A 20,641-nucleotide genomic window follows, 5' to 3' on the forward strand; every position below is an offset into this window, starting at 1 on the left:
GTCAGCTCTTTGTCCGTGGTGCGCCAGGTGACGGAAGTGGCCTGGTCAAAGTAGGGTGGTGCCAGATCGGCGTTGTGCAGGATAGCCTGTTCGTTCCCGCGGACCTGGTTATTGAAAAATTTCGGGTAATCGGCAACTGACATGTGGTGCACCTGACGTTCCATCGTGACGTTGGACGCAAGGTCCAATTCGACCTCGGTGATGACCCCCAGCGCGCCATAGCCACCGATGGCAGCGTGGAACAAGTCGGCATTTTCGGTGCGAGACGCTTCTATTACCGAACCGTCGGCGAGCACCAGCTGCAGGGAACGCACCGAGTTGATCACCGGACCGGCGCCGACATAACGTCCATGAGCATTGACCGACAGCGCCCCGCCGACGGTGAAGTTGGCATAGCTCTGCATGATTTTTACCGAGAGGTCGTGTGGGTCGATGACCGACTGCAGGTCGCGCCACCGCATCCCTGCTTGCACGCGTATGACCCTGTTCTCAGGCGAGTAACGGATTACCCGATTGAACTGACGCATATCGAGGTGCAGGCTGTCTTCTGTGGCAATCTGTCCTCCCATGCTATAGCGGCCACCACCGATACTGACCGGGCCTGACCACATAGCGAGCGCCTGTCGAATTTCGTCGGTGGTACGCGGGGCGAACAGGCGATTAACCCAAATCGGGTTGAGCAGCGTCACATCGTTAACCAAGACGCCCGAAGGTGCCGCCCATACCGACCAGGGTGACAGCACACTGACTGCAATCCCGGCCATGCCAGCCTGGAGTAGATTGCGCCGAGTGAGATTATGCGACGGCTCTGAAGGGGAGTACGGTCGCGTGTTGTCGATCATATTGCGCTACCCCCCTGTGAATCGAAAATGACGCGCACATTCGGACTTCGAAGCAGGCTCGCTGGAGTGACGGTACACCGTTGCCACGGAATTCGGCCGAAATACCACAACCGCCAAAAGGATAGATTCGTCTCGGCGTTATGTCGCAGCAACGTTGCGAACGTCTCCACCTCACCGAGCTGAATGTTCGTCGCTTCATCGATGACTTCACGGACGAAGCGAGAACAGAACTGGCGCCGCGAGCGTATGTTGAACCCGGTGTCATAGAAAGTGCCTAGCCGACGAACAACGGCTGTCTTTAGCACCCTGCGATGCGTGTCGTTGAGCGGCGCGATTAGCCTCGCGACTACACAGCGTCCGTGGTCGGAGCGCTCCAGGAAGTGCGTCAGCAATGTTGTTCGCGCAAACGGAAACGTGCTTTCCGCAATCAATGGATCATCGCCGCAGTTGTCGACGACCACTCCCACATGGTTCGTCCATGAGTTCGTCGCGCTGGCGACCTCCATGAAGGGGCGCGCGGTGACACGGATGAACACCAGGTCTCCGATATGCAAATCGCCCACCGGCGGCCTACCCGGCGCTGTGGCATTGAGTACCGTGACGTGCGACCCCACACCCACGCGCACCGAACGAATTATTCTGATCATCCCGTTCCTGATGGACATGCTCGCCTCCTAGCTCTTCTGAGAGTTCAGCATGAGAGGGTGGTCGCATAATTCGCAACTTGTTCGTTTATATTTCGTTAAACTGATACCTTTGGTATCGAATATCAATACGTTAATGACGCAGATTACCCGGCTCATTTTGACCATAAAGCAGCGTCTCAAGGCAGCAGGTATGACCTATCGCGACGTTGCACAAGCGCTCGACCTATCGGAGCCCAGCGTGAAGCGCCTGCTGGCTAGCGGGCGTCTGACGGTTGAGCGCCTCGCCCAGCTCTGTGATCTGCTGGGTCTGACGATGGCGGAATTGCTTCAGGAGGCGGAGTTGTCGGCACCGCGCCTGCAAATGCTAAAGCGTGAACAGGAAGCGCAACTTGTATCAAACGAGAAGTTGTTGCTGGTGGCCGTATGTGCGCTGAATCATTGGTCGCTGGAAGAAATAGTGTCTGCCTACCGCCTGTCGAAAGCCGAGTGCATCAAGAACCTGCTGGTGTTGGAGCGGATGGGCCTGGCAAACCTGAAACCGGGAAACCGCATCAGGCTGCTCGTAGCGCGAGACTTTGATTGGCTGTCGGATGGCCCTATCCGGAAATTCTTTCTGCAGCAGGGATTACCCGATTTTTTGGGAAGCCGGTTCGACGTTCCTGACGAGACAATGGACTTTGCTCATGGCATGTTGACGAAGTCTGCGTACGCCCAGTTGCAGGTCGAAATGCACAGGTTGCGTAGCAAACTGGCAGCGCTTCACAACGAATCGTTGACCGCCCCTTTGTCCGAGAAACGCGGAACTGCGCTCCTACTGGCAATGCGTGTATGGGAACCACAGGCGTTCAGAAAGCTTAAGCGGATATAGCCGACCAGCAGGGATAACGCAGGGAGATCTTCGCGCCAGACGTCCGCTATCCGGCAGCGATTGCGAAGGACCGGTTTTGGCCGATTTCTGCCTGTCGCGACCGGCAGGAAACGACCCATTGCGGTCAGTCGCTGAATCGGGTGGACAAAAAACATTGCCCACCAATCCTCATCCAGGCCACCTCGCTAAGGTGCGTAGAGTTTCAAGCGCTCACTGACGTGCACTCGATCCAATCCGAGTATCCAGGGCCGTCAATACTTCATGGGCGGCTTTCACCTTCGCAGGGAGGGGATAGTTCTTGTTCGCCAGCGTCACGATGCCCATGCCCTTGGCTGGAACAAAGGCCACGTAAGCGCCGAAACCGTCCGTCATGCCTGGCTTGTTAATGAGCACGTTACCCTGCGGTGGCAGCGGAGGGTTGAGCCGGGTAATTTCATGGGCCTCAAGGATCATTGGGTACGAGTTGCCCGCGAGCAAGCGGTCGAGCTCTATTGGATATGGGTAAAACTCCCATCCCAAGCCCTGCGTCATATCTGCGACCTTGTAGTAGCCTGTATGCGTTGCAGTGATCGCACGTTGCAGAGGCTCATCCAGATCCACCTCCTGCATGTTTGCCTCGACGAAATGAATCATGTCCGCCGAGCTGGATGTCACGCCATAACCCTCGGCATACAGAACACCTGGGACCATCCTGGACGGTACGCCCTCTTTGCTATAGCCGTACGCGTAATGACTCATCTGCGCTTGAGGGACCCTGACGTAACTTTGCTTCAGGCCGAGCATCGGAAACAGCCTCTTTTCCAGTAGATCTTCGAAAGGCTCCCCCATGCTCTCGGCGGTCAGAAAGCCGAGCAGACCGATGCTCGGGTTCGAGTAGAGCCTCATTGTTCCGGCGGCATAGTTCGGTTGCCAGTTTTTGAAATAACCGATCATTGTTTCGTAACTGTCCACATCTTCCGGAAACCGCAGCGGCAGACTGCCGGCCGTGTAGGTTCCAAGATCGAGCAGGCTGATGTTGTCGAGACTGCTGCCACGCAGCGAAGGCAGGTATTGGCTTGCGGGATCAGACAGGGAAAGCTTTCCGATTTCCTGCGCGTAGGATGCGAGGGTCGCCGTGAAGATTTTACTAATCGAGCCGATCTCGAAAATTGTCTCCTTGGTGACCTTCGGCCTCCCTTCCTCCATGGAGATAACGCCGTAGTTAAAGTAATACTGCTTCCCATGGAGTGTTACGGCCACCGCCATGCCAGGAATGCCATACTCTTGCATAACCGGCCGGATAGCCGCGTCCACGACAGCCCTGAGTCTGTTTTCTACATCATCTCCAGCGACGCAGCTGCCTGCGCCGAGAAAAAATGCGATAACGGCAAAGCCACCCAGCCTGGCCAGAGTCTTTCCGTACATGATTGAAAGATCCTCCATGACTATTGAACAACAGTGGAGCTTTCTTGATCTTCATGATCGACAAAAAACTCTACCAAATATTTTTTTTGGTGAAGAGAAACGTACGGAGGCATTAATTACGTCCGCATCAGCGCTCGCATCCAATATATTCATCAGAGTATTAGAGTCCATTATCAGCCTCACCAGCCTACTAACAACGACTTTGCCTGGATCGATTAATAATTATTTGAAGTCGCACTACCATAATATCTACCGATAACTCAACCTCACACACATATATTCAAAGCGTATTTGCTCGTTGGCTTGATATTAGTCCGCCAATATCGACACATTAGAATCAATGGAACTATTTATTATAGTTAATGGCCGTAAGCCAATAAATATGCGCAAATTTCACGCTGTGCAGGGCCCGAGGCGGTCTATCGAGGCCCTGAATTTGCCCTAAACCTTCTCATCCTCAGCAGAGCTAACGGTGATCGCACTGGTAGCTTTCCGTAGCCGACGCCTCCCGCTCATAGGGCTATACAAATCGCACGACTGACTGATTTCGGCCGAGGGTGTGTGAAAACGTTTTTGAGCGCCGGCAGTATCTTAAATCGGGCATTATCCGATTGAGTGATGGTTGCATGGTTCTTCCCTGAGTATTGTCGAGAGACAGCTTTTGGCCGATGTCTGCCTGTCGCCAAGGGCTGCAATGGACTGTGGACTCAACCGGTCAAGCAAACACAGAAAACTCAGTCCCAAAGAGGCTGGATGCCAGGTCTTGTGTAACCCCAAACACATGGCGTTCCCTCCTCTAGAGAAAAGGGGAGGTTGTACTTTCTTAGCGTGGACAACAGCCAATCAAGTGAAACTGCTCTGAGTTCGATCCACTCAATTTCTGCTACCGGATGGATGTGATAATGCCAGTCGCGATCCCAGCCTGTGCAGTAGTCGCTTGGAGCCAAAGTACTGTGCAATCTGAATTCCGGGCTCATTTCCGGAGCGCTAAGCATTGCTTCGATCAGCTCAGCCCATTTAGTGTTATTCATCACTGGCAAAATCATGTCGTCAGACAGCAGTTTGCGAATTTTCGCTTTTGCGATCTCGTCGGGTTCGGGCAATTGATGCATAAGATCCGCGCTCTGATATGGAGTGAGTACAATCTAAGCTCGATGCCGGGCTCCTGTAACCGGCTGGTTTCGACCCAGGCCGATTCCAGCCCTTCAGGAAGAGCGACTATTTGATCTGAAACAGGCGTGAAATCGTGACCAAGGCTTTTTCCCCGTCAGCTTCGTAGAGGCCAAATAAGGACGCTTGGTCGGTGAGGCGATGCAGACGGAAATAGCTATAGAAGGCTTGACCCAGGCGCTGCTTCTCGAACATTCCCTGGTTCCAAAGACCGAAAAACTCGTTACTGGCGACCTCCTCGATTTCCAGCCCCGGTGTGCTGTCCATTTGAACCTCACTTGATGGTGAGCTCTGGCGGGTCCTGCCAAACCGCCAATGGGTGGTGCTTGAGTGGAGGCAACCTACCGACTATGAGCAACAGCTGCCAGTTGCTCGGTATCTACGCGAACTAAAATGGAGTCTCCAATAGCCGTCAGCACATCCCCCGCATAGACCTCGCAGATGACGCGAGTTTTGCGTCCGACTTCACCTTCGACTTTCGCACGCAGGGTCAGCGGTACACCCATCGGTGTCGGTTTGATGAACTTGATGCCAAGGTTGCCAGTGACGCAATTGATGCGGGGGAGGCTCCCGACTTCGCGGTGTTCCGTGCGGTAGTGATAAGCCATCGCCGTCCAGTTTGAATGGCAGTCAACCAGCATCGCTGTCAGTCCGCCGTAAACCAGATCCGGCCAGCCGCAATACTTGGCATCAGGCAAGTGCTCGGCCATGACATGCACGCCGTCCTCATGCCAGAAGCTCTTGATGTGAAGCCCGTGCGGATTGCTGCTGCCGCAGCCGTAACAAACGCCTTCAGGCGCGGCGGTGTCTTGCAGGGAGGTGTCGAGCCTGGACATAGCGTGGTCATCCTCAAAAATGTGAATCAAACTTGTCGGATTTTAACGCTGTAATCGGCCCCGGTCACTCGGGCAAGCCGGCCAGCCGCAGTTCTTTTTGTCGTCGCCGCCTCCATCCTGGTAGGCATCAAGATCGGACTCTCGCGATACGCGAAAGCGCGCGCTGCGCGAACCGTGGGGTGAGGCTTCACTCAGTAATCGTGTCTGCTGCTTCCAGGTTACCCAGCAGCCACTCACTGAAGCTCCGCGCCAGCGCATTGTTCTCACTGTCACGATGGGTCAGCATGGCCCAGTTCGGGCCGCGAATGATTTGCTCCACCAAGGGTTGCAACAATCCTTGGGCGCGCGCCTGCCGGCTCAATAACTGGCTGACCAGGGCGATACCGAGCCCCGCGCACGCGGCGTCCAGCAGCAGGCCCGGGTCGGAGAAATTCAGCCCCTGATCTTTCTGGCCCACATCGATGCCAGCTTCCACCGCCCAGTGACTCCAATCCATTTCCCGCTCGCCATGAAGGGTGGTGCGCTGTTCCCTTGGCAGCGCCAACAGGTTCGGGTGACACGCCGGGTAGAGGCGGTCGGCGTGCAGCACCTTGAAGCTGCACTCGGCTTGGGAACTGATGTCATCGCGCACGGCGAGGTCGATGGTCTGGGTGGTCATGTCCGGGACTTCATCGGTACTGAAAATCCACAGATCAACGTCCGGGTGCTCGCGGCGAAAATCCCCCAAGCGGGGCAGCAGCCAATGACGGGCGAACGCCGGGGTGGTGTTGAGGACCAGTTGGTTGGGTTTCTGGTACTGCCCAAGGCGGCGAATGCCGACGGCCAGTTGTTGCAGCAACGCCTGGGTGGTGCTGAGCAGGTCGTGACCGGCATCGGTCAGGCTGACACTGCGTCCACTGCGAAAGAACAAGGGTTGTTCAAGGTACGCCTCAAGGCTGCGGATCTGCTGACTGATCGCCGATTGGGTGAGGTGCAACTCGGCGGCCGCCTTGTGGAAACTGCCCAGCCGGGCGGCGGCTTCAAAGCCGCGAAGGGTGCTGAGTGGCGGCCAGTGCTTGAGCATATTGATAAGTTCCTCTAATCATTTGTCTGCAAAATCCATCGTTTGTTTGCCTGATTTTACGGCCGTAGCATGCATGCCAGGAACACCCAAGCAGTTTTGTTGAACACAATGGCTTAACTAAAAGGGCTTTTTATCATGCAGCATGTCATGCAGCAGAATGAAATTCGAAACAGCGGTTGGATGATGCCGGCCGAGTGGGTCAGGCACGCCGCCACCTGGATGGTCTGGCCGCACAACACGGCACTCTGGGAGTCCGGTTGGGGCGTGACATTGCCTCTGGTGCAAGAGGACTTCGCTCGCGTGGCCAACGCCATCGCCCGTTTCGAACCGGTGAAACTGGTCGTCGACCCTTCTGCTATCGCCAGCGCCAAAGCGTTATGTGGGCCGAACATCGAATTGATCGAGCTGGCGGTGAACGACAGTTGGTGCCGGGACTCCGGTCCGAGTTTCGTCTGCCATCCGCAACATGGCCTGGCCGGGGTGAGCTGGCGCTTCAATGCGTGGGGCGGCAAGTCGGCTCATGATCTGGACGAAAGCCTGGCTCGTCGCACACTCAATCACTTGGGAGTGGAATGCTTTGGTACCGCGCTGAGCAATGAAGGCGGGGCCATCCATGTGGACGGCGAGGGCACGCTGATCACCACCGAGTCGGTGTTGCTCAACCCCAATCGCAACCCGGGCATGAACAAGGCGGAGATGGAGGAAATCTTCACGCGTCTGCTGGGCGTGAAGAAGACGATCTGGCTGCCGGGTGATCCGGACTATGTGACCGGTGACATGACTGACGGCCACGTCGATGGCGTGTGCGCGTTCGCCCGCCCTGGGGTTTTGCTGGTGGACGCCACCCACGACCAGCACTCGGTGTATGCCGAAGTGGCCCGGGAAAACCGTCGTGCCCTGGAGCTGGCCACCGATGCCCAAGGCCGACAGTTCGAGCTGATCGAATTGTATGAAGCCAGCGATGCCGTGGACACCGAAGCTGAAGTGTTCTGTGCCTCCTACACCAATTTTTACATCGCCAACGACGCCATCATCATGCCGGCCTACGGCATTGATGCCGACAACGTGGCGGCCGCCGTACTGCGGCAGGCATTCCCGGGACGCGAGGTGGTGCAGGTGCGGATCAATCACCTGGCCCATGGCGGTGGCGGTGTGCATTGCATCACCCAGCAACAGCCCGCCTGGCCGGTGGAGGGCTGATGCCATGACGCTTCTGACCATCGCCACCACCCAGATGCCCTGCACCTGGGACCTGCAACACAACCTCGATCAGGCCGAGCAACGGGTGCGCGAGGCCGCGGCCAAAGGCGCCCAGGTCATCCTGTTGCAGGAGCTGTTTGCCACGCCGTATTTCTGCATCGAGCAAAGCCACAAGCACCTGGCGCTGGCCGAAGAATATCGATCCAGCTCTGTGCTCAAGCGCTTTGCCGCATTGGCCAAAGAGTTGGGCGTCGTGCTGCCGCTGAGCTGGTTCGAGAAGGCCGGTAATGCTTACTTCAATTCGTTGAGTGTGGCCGATGCCGATGGGCGCTTGCTGGGTGTGTATCGCAAGACCCACATTCCCAACGCCATCGGCTATCAGGAGAAGGAATACTTCAGCCCCGGCGATACCGGTTTTCGTGTCTGGGACACGGCGTTCGGGCGACTGGGTGTGGGGATCTGCTGGGATCAGTGGTTCCCCGAGACCGCGCGCTGCCTGGCGTTGATGGGCGCTGAAGTCTTGCTGTTTTCCACCGCCATCGGTTCTGAGCCTGGCTGCGCGACGCTGGATTCCCGCGACCACTGGCAGATGACCATGCGCGGCCACGCAGCCGCCAACCTGCTGCCGCTGGTGGCTGCCAACCGCATCGGCCGCGAAGTGGCCACCACCGATCCTGCCCTGCAAATGAGCTTCTACGGCTCGTCCTTTATCTGCAACCACAAGGGCAAGCTGCTCGCCGAGGCCGACCGCGACAGCACCGGCGTGCTGGTGCAAAGCCTGGACCTGGCCGCCATGCGCGAAGAGCGCTTGAGCTGGGGCATTTACCGCGATCGCCGTCCGGACATGTACGGCGCACTGTTGACTCAGGACGGTCGTCACCTCAATGCACGCTGGAACACTCAAGAGGCTTGATATGCACACGATCAAAAAGCTGTTGAGCGGCGCCATGGGCCTGGCGCTGGGCTGTGCCTTGCCGTCGCTGCACGCGGAAGAAAAAACCCTCAGGATGTACAACTGGGCCGACTATTTTGCCGAGGACACGCTGGCCAAATTCACCGCCGAAACCGGGATCAAAGTGATCTACGACGTCATGGATGGCAGCGAGACGCTTGAAGCCAAAATGCTCGCCGGCGGCAGCGGTTATGACCTGATCTTCCCGGGCGACACCGTCGCCGAACGCTTGACGCGCGCCGGCAGCCTGCAACCGCTGGACCGGTCAAAACTCACGGCCCTAAATGACGTCGAACCCGGCTTGCAGAAGTTGCGAACGCATTACGAGTATTCGCGCCAGGCCACCGTCCCCTACACCTGGGGCACCATTGGTCTGACCTACAATGCCGAGCAGATCAAACAGCGCGTGCCGGATGCCCCGGTCAACAGCCTGGACATGTTGTTCAAACCGGAACTGGCTGCCAAATTTGCCGACTGCGGTATTTCGATGATCGACTCGCCCGACGAAGTGCTGGCAGTCGTGCTCAATTATCTGGGTCGGGAGGCACGCAGCGCGAAGCCCGAGGACCTGGCCGCGGCGAGTGAACTGTTGCTCAAACTTCGGCCGTACATCCGCAAGTTCCAGTCGCAGCCGGTCACCGATCTGGTGAACGGCAACCTGTGCCTGTCGCTCGGTTACAGCGGGGACATGACACAGGCGCAACGGACGGCGGATTCCGCCGGCAAAAACACCACGTTCCAATACCGTATTCCCCGTGAAGGCACCACGGTGTGGATGGACACCATGGCGATTCCGGTAGACGCCAGACATCCGGAGTACGCCTATACGTTCATCAACTTCGTCATGCGCCCGCAGAACATGGCCGCCATCAGTAACTTCACCGGCTACCCCACCTCCAATGCCAAGGCACGTGCGAGCGTCGATGCGACCATGCGCAACAACCCGGATATTTACCTCGATGAGGCCACTTATGCGCGGCTGATTCCGGGCAAGGACATTCCCCAGCCCGATATGCGGGCGCGCATGCGCACCTGGACCAAGTTCAAAACCGCCACCGCGAAGTGACGTCAGGCCTTGACCCAGCGTTGACGGCTCCAGCTGCTCAATGTGTCGACGGCAAATACCAGCAACAGCATGGCCAGAATGACCGTGCTGGCTTGAGCTTCCTGGAACAGACTGAGGCTGACATAGAGCATTTGCCCCAAACCACCGGCGCCGACGAAGCCGAGCACGCTGGCCATGCGGATATTGTTTTCCCAGCGGTACAGGATGTAGGCCAGTAGTTGTGGCAACAGGTTGGGCAGTGATCCGTAACAGAACGCCCATATGGCATTGCTGCCCTGCAGGCGGATGGCTTCGGCCGGTTCGTGTGGGGTGTTTTCCAGCGCTTCGGCGAACAACCGGCCGAGCACGCCGGTGGTGTGCAAGGCCAAGGCCAGGGTGCCGGCATTGGGGCCGAGCCCGGCGGCCAGGACCATCAGCGCAGCCCACACCAGTTCCGGAACCGCGCGCAAAGCGTTGAGCACCAGACGCGACGCGCTCTGCAAAGGCCAGCCGAAGCGCCCGGCCGCGGGCAATGCCAACAGCAGGCCGAATACCGCCGCGAGCAGAGTGCCAAGGGCGGACATGGCGATGGTTTCCAGGGCGCCGTGGCCGATGGCTTGCAGGTGGCCTGAGCTCAGGTCCGGGCTGAGAAAACGCTGCGCATATGCGCCCATCTGCTTCAGGTTACCGCTGCCACCCAGTTCGCCGAGGTCGATGCTCAAGTAGATGAACGAGGCGACCACCGCTGCGCCGATACACAGAAGCAGCACCAGGTTGATCAGGCGATTCATGCCAGCCTCCAGCGCAGCAGGCGGCTGAGTTGATCGGCGAGCAGTACCAGAACAAGAAACGTCAGTAACAAACTGGCCACTTCACCGCCGGCGAACATGCGCAACGACAGGTCCATTTGCTGGCCCAGACCACCGGCACCGACGAAGCCCATCACCACCGAGGCGCGGATTGCGCATTCCCAGCGGTACACCGTGTACGACAGCAGTTCCGCAGCGACATTGGGCAGGATCCCGTAGAAAAAGGCTGTGAGCCGACCGCTGCCAGCCTGCAATAGCGCGTGGGCCGGGCGCTGGTCGACCGACTCGAAAATTTCCGCGTAGACCTTGCCCAGCATGCCGCTGTAGGTAATGGCGATGGCCAGTACCCCGGCCGTCGGGCCGAGGCCGACGGCGCGCACGAACAAAAGCGCCCAGACGATTTCCGGCACGCTGCGCAGGAAGATCAGTAAACCGCGTATCGGCCAACGCAGCAGTTGGCCCCAATAGCTGGGGTGGCCGGCACGGGAGGCAGCAGACAGCGACAGAGCCCGACTGGCCAGCAGGCTGGCGGGGACGGCCAACAACAACGCCAGGGCCATGCCGGCCGTGGCGATGGCCAGGGTCTGCAAGGTGGCTTGCACTAACAGCTCAATGAATTCCTCGCCATGGGCCGGTGGCCAGAAGGCTGAGACAAACCGGCCCATCTCGCTCTGACTGTCACTCGCCACCAGTACACTGAGGTCCAACTCGCTGAAGTGAATGCCCGGCCACAGCAAGGCGAGGGCCAGCAAGGTGAGCAGCAGGCGGGGCCGGGTGGCCGGATCTCGGGTATCACGGGTCAGCATCGGGGAATCTGCACACTCAAGGGCGCCGGAGTAATCGGTGGGGATTGCAGTTGTTCGTTGGCGTAGAGCTTGTCGAGCAGCTCGCGGTCGACTTCGCTGGACGCAAGGTCGAACATGATCTGCCCATCACGCAAGCCGATGATTCGCGAAAAGTGCGCCAGGGCCAACTCCACCGCATGCAGGCTGGCGACCAGTGTGACGTTGTGCTGCCGGGCATGGCGACAGAGCACCGAAAGCGTGTGCTCGGCCAACACCGGATCCATGGCCGATACCGGCTCATCGGCCAGCAACACCTCGGGCGCTTGATACAACACGCGGGCAATGCCCACGCGCTGTAGCTGTCCACCGGACAGTTGCTGACATTGCGCGAACAACTTGTCGCTGAGGTCGAGCCTGGCCAATGCCGCGCGTGCGCCCGGAATATCCACCGGATGCAGCAAGTTCAGCAGACTTTTGCCCAGACCCCACTGACCCAGTTTTCCAGCCAGAACCGCGGTGACCACGCGCTGGCGCGGTGGTAGCGGCGGCGCTTGATGGATAAGGCCGATGCGCGCGCGCAGACGCTGACGCTGGCGGGCAGACAGCTGCCAGGCTCGCTCGCCGAGCACCTGCAGCTCACCGTTGTCCGGTCGCAGGGCGGTGGCCAGCAGGTTGAGCAGGCTCGACTTGCCCGCGCCGGACGGGCCGATGATGGCGACCTGTTCGCTGGCACCGATGTGCAGGTCCACGCCGCGCAGCGCCTGGACGCCGTTGGTGTGGGTAAGGCTGACCTGGGTCAGACGCAACGTCATTTGAGCAGATCGGCGGCGCGTGCGGCTTCCTCGATGCCCTTGTAGTTCTCGGGTTTGGTTTCGATGAATCGGCTGGCGGCCTGCAGATCCAGAATCTCCTTGTCCTTCGGGTTCGCCGGATCGAGAGCAAGAAAGGCGGCTTTTATCTTGGCCGCCAGCGCTGGGTCGAGAGTCCCGCGCACCGTCCAGTTGTAGTCGTAGTAGGCCGGGGTGGTCGCAAACACTCTGACCTTGGTGGTGTCGACCTTGCCGGCGGCGACCAGTTTTTCCCACACGCTGGCGTTCAGTACCCCGGCGTCCACCTTACCGGCCTGGACCCAGGCGACAGTGGCGTCATGGGCGCCGGAATAGCCCACGCGGCTAAAGTAGGTTTCCGGTTTGATGCCGTCCTTCAGCATGAAATAGCGCGGCATGAGACTGCCTGAAGTGGAGGACACCGAACCGAAGGCGAAGGTCTTGCCCTTGAGGTCGGCGAGGGATTTGACGGCCGGGTCGGCGGTGATGAATTTGCTGGTGAACTGGGCGTCCTGTTCGCGCTGTACCAGCGGAATGGCATTGCCGGTTTTCAGGCGTGCCTGCACGAATGTGAAGCCGCCCAGCCAGGCCATATCAATTCGGTCGGTGGCCAGCGCCTCGACCACGGCCGGATAGTCGCTCACGGGAACGAACTCGACCTTCATGCCCAATTGTTGTTCCAGGTAGGTGCCCAGCGGCTTGAACTTGCGGAGCAGTTCGGTCGGGGCTTCATCGGGAATCGCACTGACTTTCAGGGTGTCGGCGGCCTGCGCCAACAGGGTGCAAAAAGACAGGGTCAAGCCGACAGCCAATGCCAGGGTACGGTTGAGCATGAAAATTCTCCGGTGCATCAAAGCAAAAATGTCGATACGCCAAGCGCAAGCTGATTGCTGCATGGCACTTTGTGAGGGTAAACGAAATGGAGCGAAATTGACCGCTTTGGCCCAATTGTTAGTGCGACAAGCCTGAAGTCGATCCGGCCAGGATGATCCTTGGGTTAGCGCTTTTAGCAGCCCGAAATCGCCATATTTCATGACCGCCCGTAACCCGGCACGAGGGTTGGCTCACGCTTCGCTATTCTTCATGACACTACAGGGTTGCAAGTTGAACAGAGGATTGAATGATGAAGATGTTGCTGATGGTCGAGTGCCCTAATGAACCCTTCAACACCCTTGTCAAAGCCGGGAAGGTGGGCGAGGTTATTGAGCGCATCCTGAACAGCATCAAACCGGAGGCGGCGTACTTTACCGAGCAAGATGGCAAGCGTGGTGGGATTTTTGTGGTCGACGTACAAGACCCCTCCGACATCCCCGCATTGGCGGAGCCCTTTTTTCTCAACTTCAACGCCAGCTGCAAGTTCCGTATTGTGATGAGCGCGCAGGATCTGCAAAAGTCCGGTCTGGAGGCTCTCGGGAAAACGTGGGCGTGCTGAGAGGCCAGACACGTCTGATTAGTCAGTTCCGTACAGTCCAAAGCATGGTCTGAACCCTGATATGCGGATGACTGACCAAAGGTTCCCATTCATCGATGAAAGAGAAGCCCTGCTTTAGATAGAAATTCGAGGCTCTTGCATTGTCCGGGGAGACATCCAGAAAAACGCGATCATGCCCTTTGCCGATTGCGCGAGATTTCACTGCCTCAACCAGCTGACCTGCCACGCCAGAACCACGTGCAGCGGGTTCTACCCACATTCCGATCAGGTTATAGCGATTCGCTTGGCTGACCCCAGCACCGATCATCCCAACCGGTCTATCGTCCTTGATGGCCAACCAGAATTCCGGTCCTGCCGCTGACGAGGCGCGTTCTTTCCACTGCTCGTCACTGTATTGAGCGGCCGTTTGGTAACTCACACCAAACGCTGTCGGCGTGTCCAAAAGCGCAGCGAGACGGACTTGCTTCAAAAACATCCAGTCTTTGGCTTCCGTCAATCGAATGTCCATGTTCTTCCTTAAAGATGGCGCGCAATGGCTGCTTTCGTAGTCTAGTTTTTCTTCTTGATTAGTTTGCCCAGGTAGTACTTTAGGCTTAAGCGATCTTTGGGCCTTGGCTTGTAGTGGGTTTTGTTTCTTTGTGCGGGATCGATCACCATGGTTCCTGCGGTATAGTAATAAAGCGCTATAGACCTGCGCGTGATGTGCTCTGGCGTTGTTAAAGGCTCTGGATGCCCATGATTGCTGTCTTTGTCTGTATTGAAAATGACACATCGATTGTAAATGGGCAGGACTTTTTTAAGACAGGTCTTCATGTCGACATCCCAAAGTTCAAGGTTGCCGCCGTATTCCTCTCGCCAGTCTTCATTTAGATAAATGATGATATTCAGTCTGCGCTCAACATTAAGTTTTTTGTTAAGCCTGAAGTCCGAGTGTACCCCCAGGAAACCACCACTTTTCGTTTCATGCAAGCCGCCACCAGCAAAATAGGGGTCGGGTATCAAGCCTTCAATGCCTGTGAGCTTTTCAAGAAACTGCAACATGGGAGCTGAGTTAAAGGCGTTGAAAACAGTCTTCAAATAGGGGGTGCATTCGTTGGGACTGATTTGACGTTTTAATTGACCTTTATAGCCGCGCTCATAGAGCATTTCGTTGTTGGTGGGTTCGGTTGGGAAGTGCGAGCAGATACTCGCAATCAGCTCTTCATCCAGGAAATTATCGATGACGATGTGCGGAAATGGCGCAGCCTGAATATACCGACTGGCCAATGAAGAACCCAAGGCGCTGGCGGCGTTCTGGTCGAAATCAAGCTCCGGGGAGACGGTCATAGGTAGTGCTTGAGTGATGGGTGCCATTACCGCTCCAATAACTTGATATAAAGACTTGTGGGTGACTTCAAGCAGAGTCCAGCAGCACTGCTCGTTGTGTCTCTTCGTTGCTTAACTTTTGCTGTCTTCTTTTTTCAGGCGCTTAAGAATATCGTTGTACATTTTGGTTCGTCTATGAGTCTTTTCATAGCCGCCAGCCGCTGCGACAGTGCCAGACTGCATGTGATCCAGATAACTGAAGATTTTACGCGGTGATAACATTTCAACGACATAGCCAAGTTCGGTCATGCGGTCTTGGAGGGTGTAGCCTGGCACGCGATCATCCATCGAAAAATGCATGTTGTGCTGTTTGATAAGTTTGCAGTTCCACAATGTGCAGAAACTCTTCAAGTAGACTTCTCTGTACGGTTTTGGTTCTCTGGAGCGTAGTCCCATGGAGATTTTCAGACGTCTGAAATGGTGTTTGAATAGTCGTGCGCTAAAGCGCCAAAGAGTTCTCGTGGTGCCACGGTTTAATTGCTCGACACAACCGACCGCTACGACTTTTTGGTTTTTTAAACATTTATTTAGCATCATCGGAAAAACATTTTTATCGAAAACAAATGTGTCGGTGTGCATTAGAAATAAATAATCAGTTTCAACTCGCTCCAAGACCAGGTCAAGTGCTTTGCCATGCGCTATATGCCCAGGTTCTGGTTCAGAAACAGAGCGCTCGATTAAATTTATCCAGTCAAGAGTTCGTAAGTACTCAGTGCTTTCATCGGCGGAATAGTTGTCAACTACCCATATTGGGACGCTGTGGCTGCCCACATGCTGTTGCAATAAGTCTAAGCATATCTTGGTGATTTCTGGTGTTTTGTAATTGACTATAACTATGCTGAAGGTTTTAGAGTTGTCAGCCAGAAAGCTAGTGTTATTCATCGTTCAGGCGCCCAATGATATTGCATGTTATTGTAGGAATAATTGAACCTGTATACAACTTTCGTTTATTTTTCTGCGCAAAATTTGCTTGACTATTAAGCACGATTTGTTAAGCCGCTTTGTTGTACATAATAACCATAGCTTACTCGGACCTGATGGAGAGCAGTATATGCGGGCGTCATCGTATAAGGATCTGCGCTGTAGGTAAACATCCGTGAAATCGCCATGTCCCTGTCTCTCTCTGGCTGTGTCGGGGTAGTGGTTTCCATACCGGAACCGGAAAGAGAACGCATTCCCTTGACCTGCCAGCAAACAGATAGCGACCAGACCACGCGAGCGTGGTTTGAGCGAGGCGGCGCCACAGAAAACAACCATTTCTGTAGATACCGTGGCACTAACGGCTACTGCGCATTGAGCATTACTGATGAAACGTGCGGCCCAGTGCATCCAGGCGAACGGCGATGGGCGGCAAGCGCTGGCTGCTCAGGGCAAGGATTTCGACATTGCCTTTCAGGCGCGATGCCAACTGAGTGATTTCCTGCTGCGCGCGGTTCACACTTTCATGTCCTCGGGTGATTTGCACGCTGGCCTGGCCGGCATGTTCAACGGCATGTTCGACATGAACGGCTATATGTCCCATCGCGTCCCCCATCCGCTGCATCGAACCCGTCATCTGGGCAATTTCCGTCAGCTGATGCTTGGCCCCTTTCTCCAGCGTATTTGAGCTGGGACGTGGCCGCGATTGTCCAGCATGTCCTGGCTCTCCACCGCTTCGGCCTGACTGTGCACGGCCAGATAGAGCAGGGTGACCGCCGCCATGATCACATAGAAGGCGTGAACGAACACCATCGTCCACCCACCGTGATGCGCCATGACGTAGACCGGAAAACCTTGGTGTTGCAGCGCATGGAAAACCACGTGATGAACGGCGATCGTGGCAGCGGCGACCAGAATCGGTAGCCAGTCGCGATAAAAAGTCAGTACCGCCAGCAACGCGAAAATACCGAAGTGGGATTCAATGACGCCCTCGGCCTGATTGATATGCAACGCGGCGACGACCATCAAACCAATGCCCAGGCAACACCGCATCCATCGCGTGCCGCCCATTGCGCGATAAAGCACCGTCAGCAGCAGGCTCGTGCCGCCACCCACCAAAAACGCCTGAATAAACGTGTCGTGCCAGTAAGCCAGACCCAAAGCGAAGAGGAACATCAGCCAGATCAGGCCCAACATGATTCGGTCGGCCTTGCGGTAGTGGTCAAGAAAACGAGGGGGCAAAGGCATTCACATTTACTCCATGTAATTGAGCCGGAATAAGGCAGGTCATTCCGGCATGTCGAGGCATACATGAGAAACCGTGCAAAGCGTAGCCGTTTACCATCAAACTTCCCGTGGTCGACGGTGAACACGGGAAACAAAGTCAGAAATAGAGGCAAGTAATGTTGAAGTGAGGCGCAGTACGGCAGTTCCGTTGCAAACCGGCCGTGCGGCTTGGGTGTCGATGGGAGAATATGGAACCCACATCACCGATAGCGTCTAAATTCCAGAGAGATGTCCCGCCACCCTGAAGGAACGACTCATGCTCAGATCTAGCTCATTGATTGCAGCTATTACATGCCTTGCGCTGGTTTCCGGTTCAGTGACTGCATTGGCCGATCCTGGTAATGGAAAGGGCCAGGGAAATGGCAAGGGAAACCCGCAAAACAGCCAGGTTCATGGTAACCAGGGAGGCAAGGGAAAAAATTCCGGGGGTGGTGATTGGGATAATGGCCCAAGCATCAATCGCGGAAGCGTTCTTGGAATTATTGGTGGGTATCGGGACTACTGGAGCCCCGGACCTGCATTGCCACCCGGCATTCAAAAGAACCTCGCGCGAGGTAAGCCGCTTCCACCCGGAATTGCCAAAAAACTGGACGGCCGGTTGATCGGCAGGCTGCCGCATTATGATGGGTATGAATGGCAGCAAGTTGGCACCGACTTGATATTGGTCGCGCTGGCAACCGGGCTCATCTACGAAGTGCTCAACGGTGCTTTTGATTAATGGGCATGATCCATATGCCCATTTGAAGGTGGCAACCGGCGTAAACAGCGCTATTCGTCCACGCTGATACCCGATCCCCCTAATTCGTTGGGGACATCCTTCAGCTTGGGCAATCCATCTTTGATGCGCAGCACGGTCTCCTGATAGTGGACGTGAACGCCTGGCAAATACGCAAGATCCGGGATGACCGCGGCATACACATCGATCAGCCCCATCCCCGGGTGTTCAGTGAAGATGTGCCCGCCGCAAGTCTTGCACCACTTGCGGTAACTCTGCGGTGTCTTGTTGTAGGTGCCGATGTTGTCAGCACCGCGAGTCACTTGCACCGCCTCGGGTTTCCACAGCGTGAAGGCATTGACCGGTCCTGCTGACCAATGCCGACACGACTCGCAATGGCAGTAGCCCATCCCGACCGGCTCGCCACTGACGGTGAACTCGACTGCACCGCAAAAACAACTGCCCTTGTAAGACCGTTCAATGCTCATGGCATGACTCCTTGATCAATTGCCAGGCGATACCGCCGGACTTCATTCGTCGAGGTAACGCACCGCTGTCGCCGGCGTGCGCCGCACCTGCAGTTCGAAAATGTCAGGGCGCGCGTAGTGCCCGGTGACGTCGAGCGCCCGCCGCGCTGGCGCCACGAGAGCGACGTCGATGTCCGCATACAGAATGCCGGCCTCTCGGTGTAATGGACCGGCCACGATCCGGCCTTGAGGGCTGACCACCACTGAGTCGCCGTCGTTGATCCATTCGTCCGGATCGGGAAACAGTTGCGCACGAGACGGGAAGTCGTCGGGGATGTCGCTGCCGCGCAGTGCGGAGCCACTGCCGAGCACCCAACAGCGGCCTTCAAGTGCAATGTGACGCATCGTGCTGATCCAGCCTTCGCCCGTGTCGTACGTGGGGGCGACGTAGATTTCCACCCCTTGGGCATACAGTGAATAGCGTGCCAGCGGCATGTAGTTTTCCCAGCAGATGAGCGCACCGACGCGGCCGACCGGTGTATCGACCGGACGCAATCCGGTTGCATCACCGAAGCCATGCACCATGCGCTCGGGATTGGTTGGCATCAGCTTGCGGTGTCGGTTGAGCACGGCGCCGTTCGCGCCGATAACGACTACGCTGTTGTAGAGCGTGCCGCCTCCGTTGCGCCGGTCGCATTCATTGATGCCGCACACGATCGTCACCGCATGCACCCTGGCGGCCTCGCACAATTGGCTCAGGTCACCGTTCGCGATATCGACGGCGTTGGCCAGCAGCCGCGTGTGCAACTGGCCCATGACAGCCCCGTCCTTTCCCGCCGCCAGCCGCCAGATCCAGGACGGGTAACCGGGAATGTACGATTCGGGCAAAACGATCAGCGAGGCTCCCGCCGTCGCTGCCTCGGCGACCGATTGCACGGCCCGGGCGATCGTCGCGCTGCGGTCGAGCAGCACGGGCGGGCGCTGAATGATGGCTACCTTGGTCATGGCGTGCTCCTTTGGTATTTGGCTTTCGAGGTTTCAGCGTGCGCGTGGCGAAGTGGCGGGGCTAGTTCAGAATCTGAAGCGTTGTAATTGCGGAGCCAAGGCAATGGACGAAAGCTACGGTCAGTTCTGCACGGTCGCGCGCGGTGCTGAAGCCCTGTGCGAGCGCTGGACACCTTTGGTCGTGCGCGAGTTGCTGTGTGGCAGCAAGCGCTTCAATGAACTGCACCGCGGCGTGCCACGGATGTCCACCAACCTGCTGGCACAACGTCTGCGCCATTTGGAAGAAATCGGCGTCGTGCACCGCACGGCCACCGGCAAAGTCTGGGAGTACAGCCTGACCAAGGCGGGGGAGGAATTGCGCCCCATCATCATGGCACTGGGTCATTGGGGCGCGCGCTGGATCGGCAGTCGCCTTCGCGATGACGAACTCGACGCGGGCTTGCTCATGTGGGACGTGCGCCGGTTCGTGCGCGTCGAGACATTCCCGTCCCGACCGGTGGTCATCCACTTCAAATTCCGCGACGCGCGGCCCGGCGAGCAAGCGTGGTGGCTCGTGGTCGAAGAGGGTGTGGCAGACCTGTGCCGCGACGATCCCGGACGCGAACTGACGCTCGTCGTGGACTCCAGCGTGCGAGCGTTGACCGAGGTGTGGACGGGCGACCGCACACCGCGGGAGGTTCTGCAATCGCGAGAGCTGCGTGTAGATGGCGCGGTGAAAGATGCGGAAAGCTTGTGGCGATGGCTTGGCACAAGCGCGTTCGCGGGTACCCGGAGCGCTGCACGCTAGCGCTGGCAGCTCCATCCGTCGCAGGACTTGAACTGTCTTGGGCTTAATGCGTCCTAAGACTCGCGATATCAACCAACCCTACGGAAGCAATCATGCTTTTAAAGAATAAGAGTCTCATTGCTGTAATGTCCTGCGCCCTGATGCTGGCGGCCGCCCCATTACTCCCTGCTGACCTGTCCATCATGAGCTCCGCCTATGCGAAAGACGGTGGTGGTGG

The 20,641-nt window shown here is 57.1% G+C and carries 23 protein-coding genes and 1 pseudogene; 7 read left to right on the forward strand and 17 right to left on the reverse strand.

The window, feature by feature from the left end; genetic code table 11:
- Both WLY71_RS22290 and WLY71_RS22295 read right to left on the reverse strand, forming a co-directional pair.
- On the reverse strand, window positions 1-842 hold an 842-nt coding region (locus WLY71_RS22290), incomplete at its 3' end, for an FAD-binding oxidoreductase (RefSeq protein WP_347805258.1).
- Window positions 839-1,507: a YebB family permuted papain-like enzyme gene (locus WLY71_RS22295; protein WP_347805259.1), complete on the reverse strand. Its 669-nt coding sequence runs from the start codon at window positions 1,505-1,507 to the stop codon at window positions 839-841. The genes WLY71_RS22290 and WLY71_RS22295, both read right to left, overlap by 4 nt.
- A 115-nt stretch (window positions 1,508-1,622) precedes the next feature.
- Between WLY71_RS22295 and WLY71_RS22300 the strand changes: the two genes are divergently transcribed.
- Complete coding sequence (locus WLY71_RS22300; protein ID WP_347805260.1) at window positions 1,623-2,357, forward strand: helix-turn-helix domain-containing protein; 735 nt, start codon at window positions 1,623-1,625, stop codon at window positions 2,355-2,357.
- A gap of 210 nt (window positions 2,358-2,567) precedes the next feature.
- Here WLY71_RS22300 and ampC read toward each other — a convergent pair whose 3' ends face one another.
- The 5 genes from ampC to WLY71_RS22325 all read right to left on the reverse strand — a co-directional run bounded on the left by ampC (window position 2,568) and on the right by WLY71_RS22325 (window position 6,830).
- Window positions 2,568-3,761 (reverse strand): class C beta-lactamase, encoded by a 1,194-nt coding sequence (ampC, locus tag WLY71_RS22305; RefSeq protein WP_347805261.1) that lies wholly within the window; start codon window positions 3,759-3,761, stop codon window positions 2,568-2,570.
- A 734-nt stretch (window positions 3,762-4,495) separates the two neighbouring features.
- The gene (locus WLY71_RS22310) at window positions 4,496-4,873 is read right to left on the reverse strand and encodes a DUF6678 family protein (RefSeq protein WP_347805262.1); all 378 of its coding nucleotides are present in this window, start codon (window positions 4,871-4,873) and stop codon (window positions 4,496-4,498) included.
- Window positions 4,874-4,979: 106 nt separating this feature from the next.
- Entirely contained in the window at window positions 4,980-5,198 is a 219-nt protein-coding gene (locus tag WLY71_RS22315; RefSeq protein WP_347805263.1) for a hypothetical protein, read from the reverse strand.
- A 74-nt stretch (window positions 5,199-5,272) separates the two neighbouring features.
- Complete coding sequence (locus WLY71_RS22320) at window positions 5,273-5,767, reverse strand: PaaI family thioesterase (protein WP_347805264.1); 495 nt, start codon at window positions 5,765-5,767, stop codon at window positions 5,273-5,275.
- Between the two features lie 187 nt (window positions 5,768-5,954).
- On the reverse strand, window positions 5,955-6,830 hold the full coding sequence (locus WLY71_RS22325; RefSeq protein WP_347805265.1) for a LysR substrate-binding domain-containing protein: 876 nt from the start codon (window positions 6,828-6,830) through the stop codon (window positions 5,955-5,957).
- Window positions 6,831-6,977: 147 nt separating this feature from the next.
- Between WLY71_RS22325 and WLY71_RS22330 the strand changes: the two genes are divergently transcribed.
- Genes WLY71_RS22330 through WLY71_RS22340 form a run of 3 tightly spaced genes read left to right on the forward strand, consistent with a single transcriptional unit; the run spans window position 6,978 to window position 10,048 of the window.
- Window positions 6,978-8,030, forward strand: coding sequence for an agmatine deiminase family protein (locus WLY71_RS22330; RefSeq protein ID WP_347805266.1), 1,053 nt, complete (start codon window positions 6,978-6,980; stop codon window positions 8,028-8,030).
- 4 nt (window positions 8,031-8,034) lie between these two features.
- Window positions 8,035-8,943: an N-carbamoylputrescine amidase gene (gene aguB / locus WLY71_RS22335; RefSeq protein WP_347805267.1), complete on the forward strand. Its 909-nt coding sequence runs from the start codon at window positions 8,035-8,037 to the stop codon at window positions 8,941-8,943.
- A 1-nt stretch (window position 8,944) separates the two neighbouring features.
- Window positions 8,945-10,048 (forward strand): extracellular solute-binding protein, encoded by a 1,104-nt coding sequence (locus tag WLY71_RS22340; RefSeq protein WP_347805268.1) that lies wholly within the window; start codon window positions 8,945-8,947, stop codon window positions 10,046-10,048.
- 2 nt (window positions 10,049-10,050) lie between these two features.
- Here WLY71_RS22340 and phnE read toward each other — a convergent pair whose 3' ends face one another.
- Genes phnE through WLY71_RS22360 form a run of 4 tightly spaced genes read right to left on the reverse strand, consistent with a single transcriptional unit; the run spans window position 10,051 to window position 13,281 of the window.
- The gene (gene phnE, locus WLY71_RS22345; RefSeq protein ID WP_347805269.1) at window positions 10,051-10,818 is read right to left on the reverse strand and encodes a phosphonate ABC transporter, permease protein PhnE; all 768 of its coding nucleotides are present in this window, start codon (window positions 10,816-10,818) and stop codon (window positions 10,051-10,053) included.
- Window positions 10,815-11,642 carry a PhnE/PtxC family ABC transporter permease gene (locus WLY71_RS22350; RefSeq protein WP_347805270.1) on the reverse strand — a complete coding sequence of 276 codons (828 nt, stop codon included), beginning with the start codon at window positions 11,640-11,642 and terminating at the stop codon, window positions 10,815-10,817. The genes phnE and WLY71_RS22350 overlap by 4 nt, the downstream gene beginning before the upstream one ends.
- On the reverse strand, window positions 11,636-12,433 hold the full coding sequence (locus WLY71_RS22355) for a phosphonate ABC transporter ATP-binding protein (protein WP_347805271.1): 798 nt from the start codon (window positions 12,431-12,433) through the stop codon (window positions 11,636-11,638). The genes WLY71_RS22350 and WLY71_RS22355 overlap by 7 nt, the downstream gene beginning before the upstream one ends.
- On the reverse strand, window positions 12,430-13,281 hold the full coding sequence (locus WLY71_RS22360; protein ID WP_347805272.1) for a putative selenate ABC transporter substrate-binding protein: 852 nt from the start codon (window positions 13,279-13,281) through the stop codon (window positions 12,430-12,432). The genes WLY71_RS22355 and WLY71_RS22360 overlap by 4 nt, the downstream gene beginning before the upstream one ends.
- A 290-nt stretch (window positions 13,282-13,571) precedes the next feature.
- Between WLY71_RS22360 and WLY71_RS22365 the strand changes: the two genes are divergently transcribed.
- A complete protein-coding gene (locus WLY71_RS22365; RefSeq protein WP_347805273.1) occupies window positions 13,572-13,880 on the forward strand; it encodes a panthothenate synthetase in 309 nt (102 codons plus the stop codon).
- Between the two features lie 22 nt (window positions 13,881-13,902).
- On the opposite strand, the gene WLY71_RS22370 is transcribed toward WLY71_RS22365, so the two are convergent.
- The 4 genes and pseudogenes from WLY71_RS22370 to WLY71_RS22385 form a co-directional block, all read right to left on the reverse strand.
- Window positions 13,903-14,388, reverse strand: a complete 486-nt coding sequence (locus WLY71_RS22370; protein WP_347805274.1) for a GNAT family N-acetyltransferase — start codon at window positions 14,386-14,388, stop codon at window positions 13,903-13,905.
- A gap of 41 nt (window positions 14,389-14,429) precedes the next feature.
- Entirely contained in the window at window positions 14,430-15,233 is an 804-nt protein-coding gene (locus tag WLY71_RS22375) for a 2OG-Fe(II) oxygenase (RefSeq protein ID WP_347805275.1), read from the reverse strand.
- Window positions 15,234-15,317: 84 nt separating this feature from the next.
- Window positions 15,318-16,127, reverse strand: a complete 810-nt coding sequence (locus tag WLY71_RS22380; RefSeq protein WP_347805276.1) for a glycosyltransferase — start codon at window positions 16,125-16,127, stop codon at window positions 15,318-15,320.
- Window positions 16,128-16,596: 469 nt separating this feature from the next.
- Window positions 16,597-17,411: pseudogene (locus WLY71_RS22385) on the reverse strand (methyl-accepting chemotaxis protein); the annotation flags it as partial.
- A gap of 295 nt (window positions 17,412-17,706) precedes the next feature.
- On the opposite strand from WLY71_RS22385, the gene WLY71_RS22390 reads away from it, so the two are divergent.
- Window positions 17,707-18,168, forward strand: a complete 462-nt coding sequence (locus WLY71_RS22390; RefSeq protein ID WP_347805277.1) for an anti-virulence regulator CigR family protein — start codon at window positions 17,707-17,709, stop codon at window positions 18,166-18,168.
- Window positions 18,169-18,218: 50 nt separating this feature from the next.
- Here the strand turns inward: WLY71_RS22390 and WLY71_RS22395 are convergent, their stop codons facing one another.
- Together WLY71_RS22395 and WLY71_RS22400 are read right to left on the reverse strand one after the other, a co-directional pair.
- Window positions 18,219-18,653, reverse strand: coding sequence for a GFA family protein (locus tag WLY71_RS22395; RefSeq protein WP_347805278.1), 435 nt, complete (start codon window positions 18,651-18,653; stop codon window positions 18,219-18,221).
- A gap of 42 nt (window positions 18,654-18,695) precedes the next feature.
- On the reverse strand, window positions 18,696-19,637 hold the full coding sequence (locus WLY71_RS22400) for a carbon-nitrogen hydrolase family protein (RefSeq protein WP_347805279.1): 942 nt from the start codon (window positions 19,635-19,637) through the stop codon (window positions 18,696-18,698).
- A gap of 103 nt (window positions 19,638-19,740) precedes the next feature.
- Between WLY71_RS22400 and WLY71_RS22405 the strand changes: the two genes are divergently transcribed.
- Complete coding sequence (locus WLY71_RS22405) at window positions 19,741-20,424, forward strand: winged helix-turn-helix transcriptional regulator (protein ID WP_347805280.1); 684 nt, start codon at window positions 19,741-19,743, stop codon at window positions 20,422-20,424.
- The last annotated feature ends 217 nt before the right edge of the window (window positions 20,425-20,641 follow it).

This window comes from Pseudomonas rossensis (assembly GCF_039888995.1).
Lineage (GTDB): Bacteria > Pseudomonadota > Gammaproteobacteria > Pseudomonadales > Pseudomonadaceae > Aquipseudomonas > Aquipseudomonas rossensis.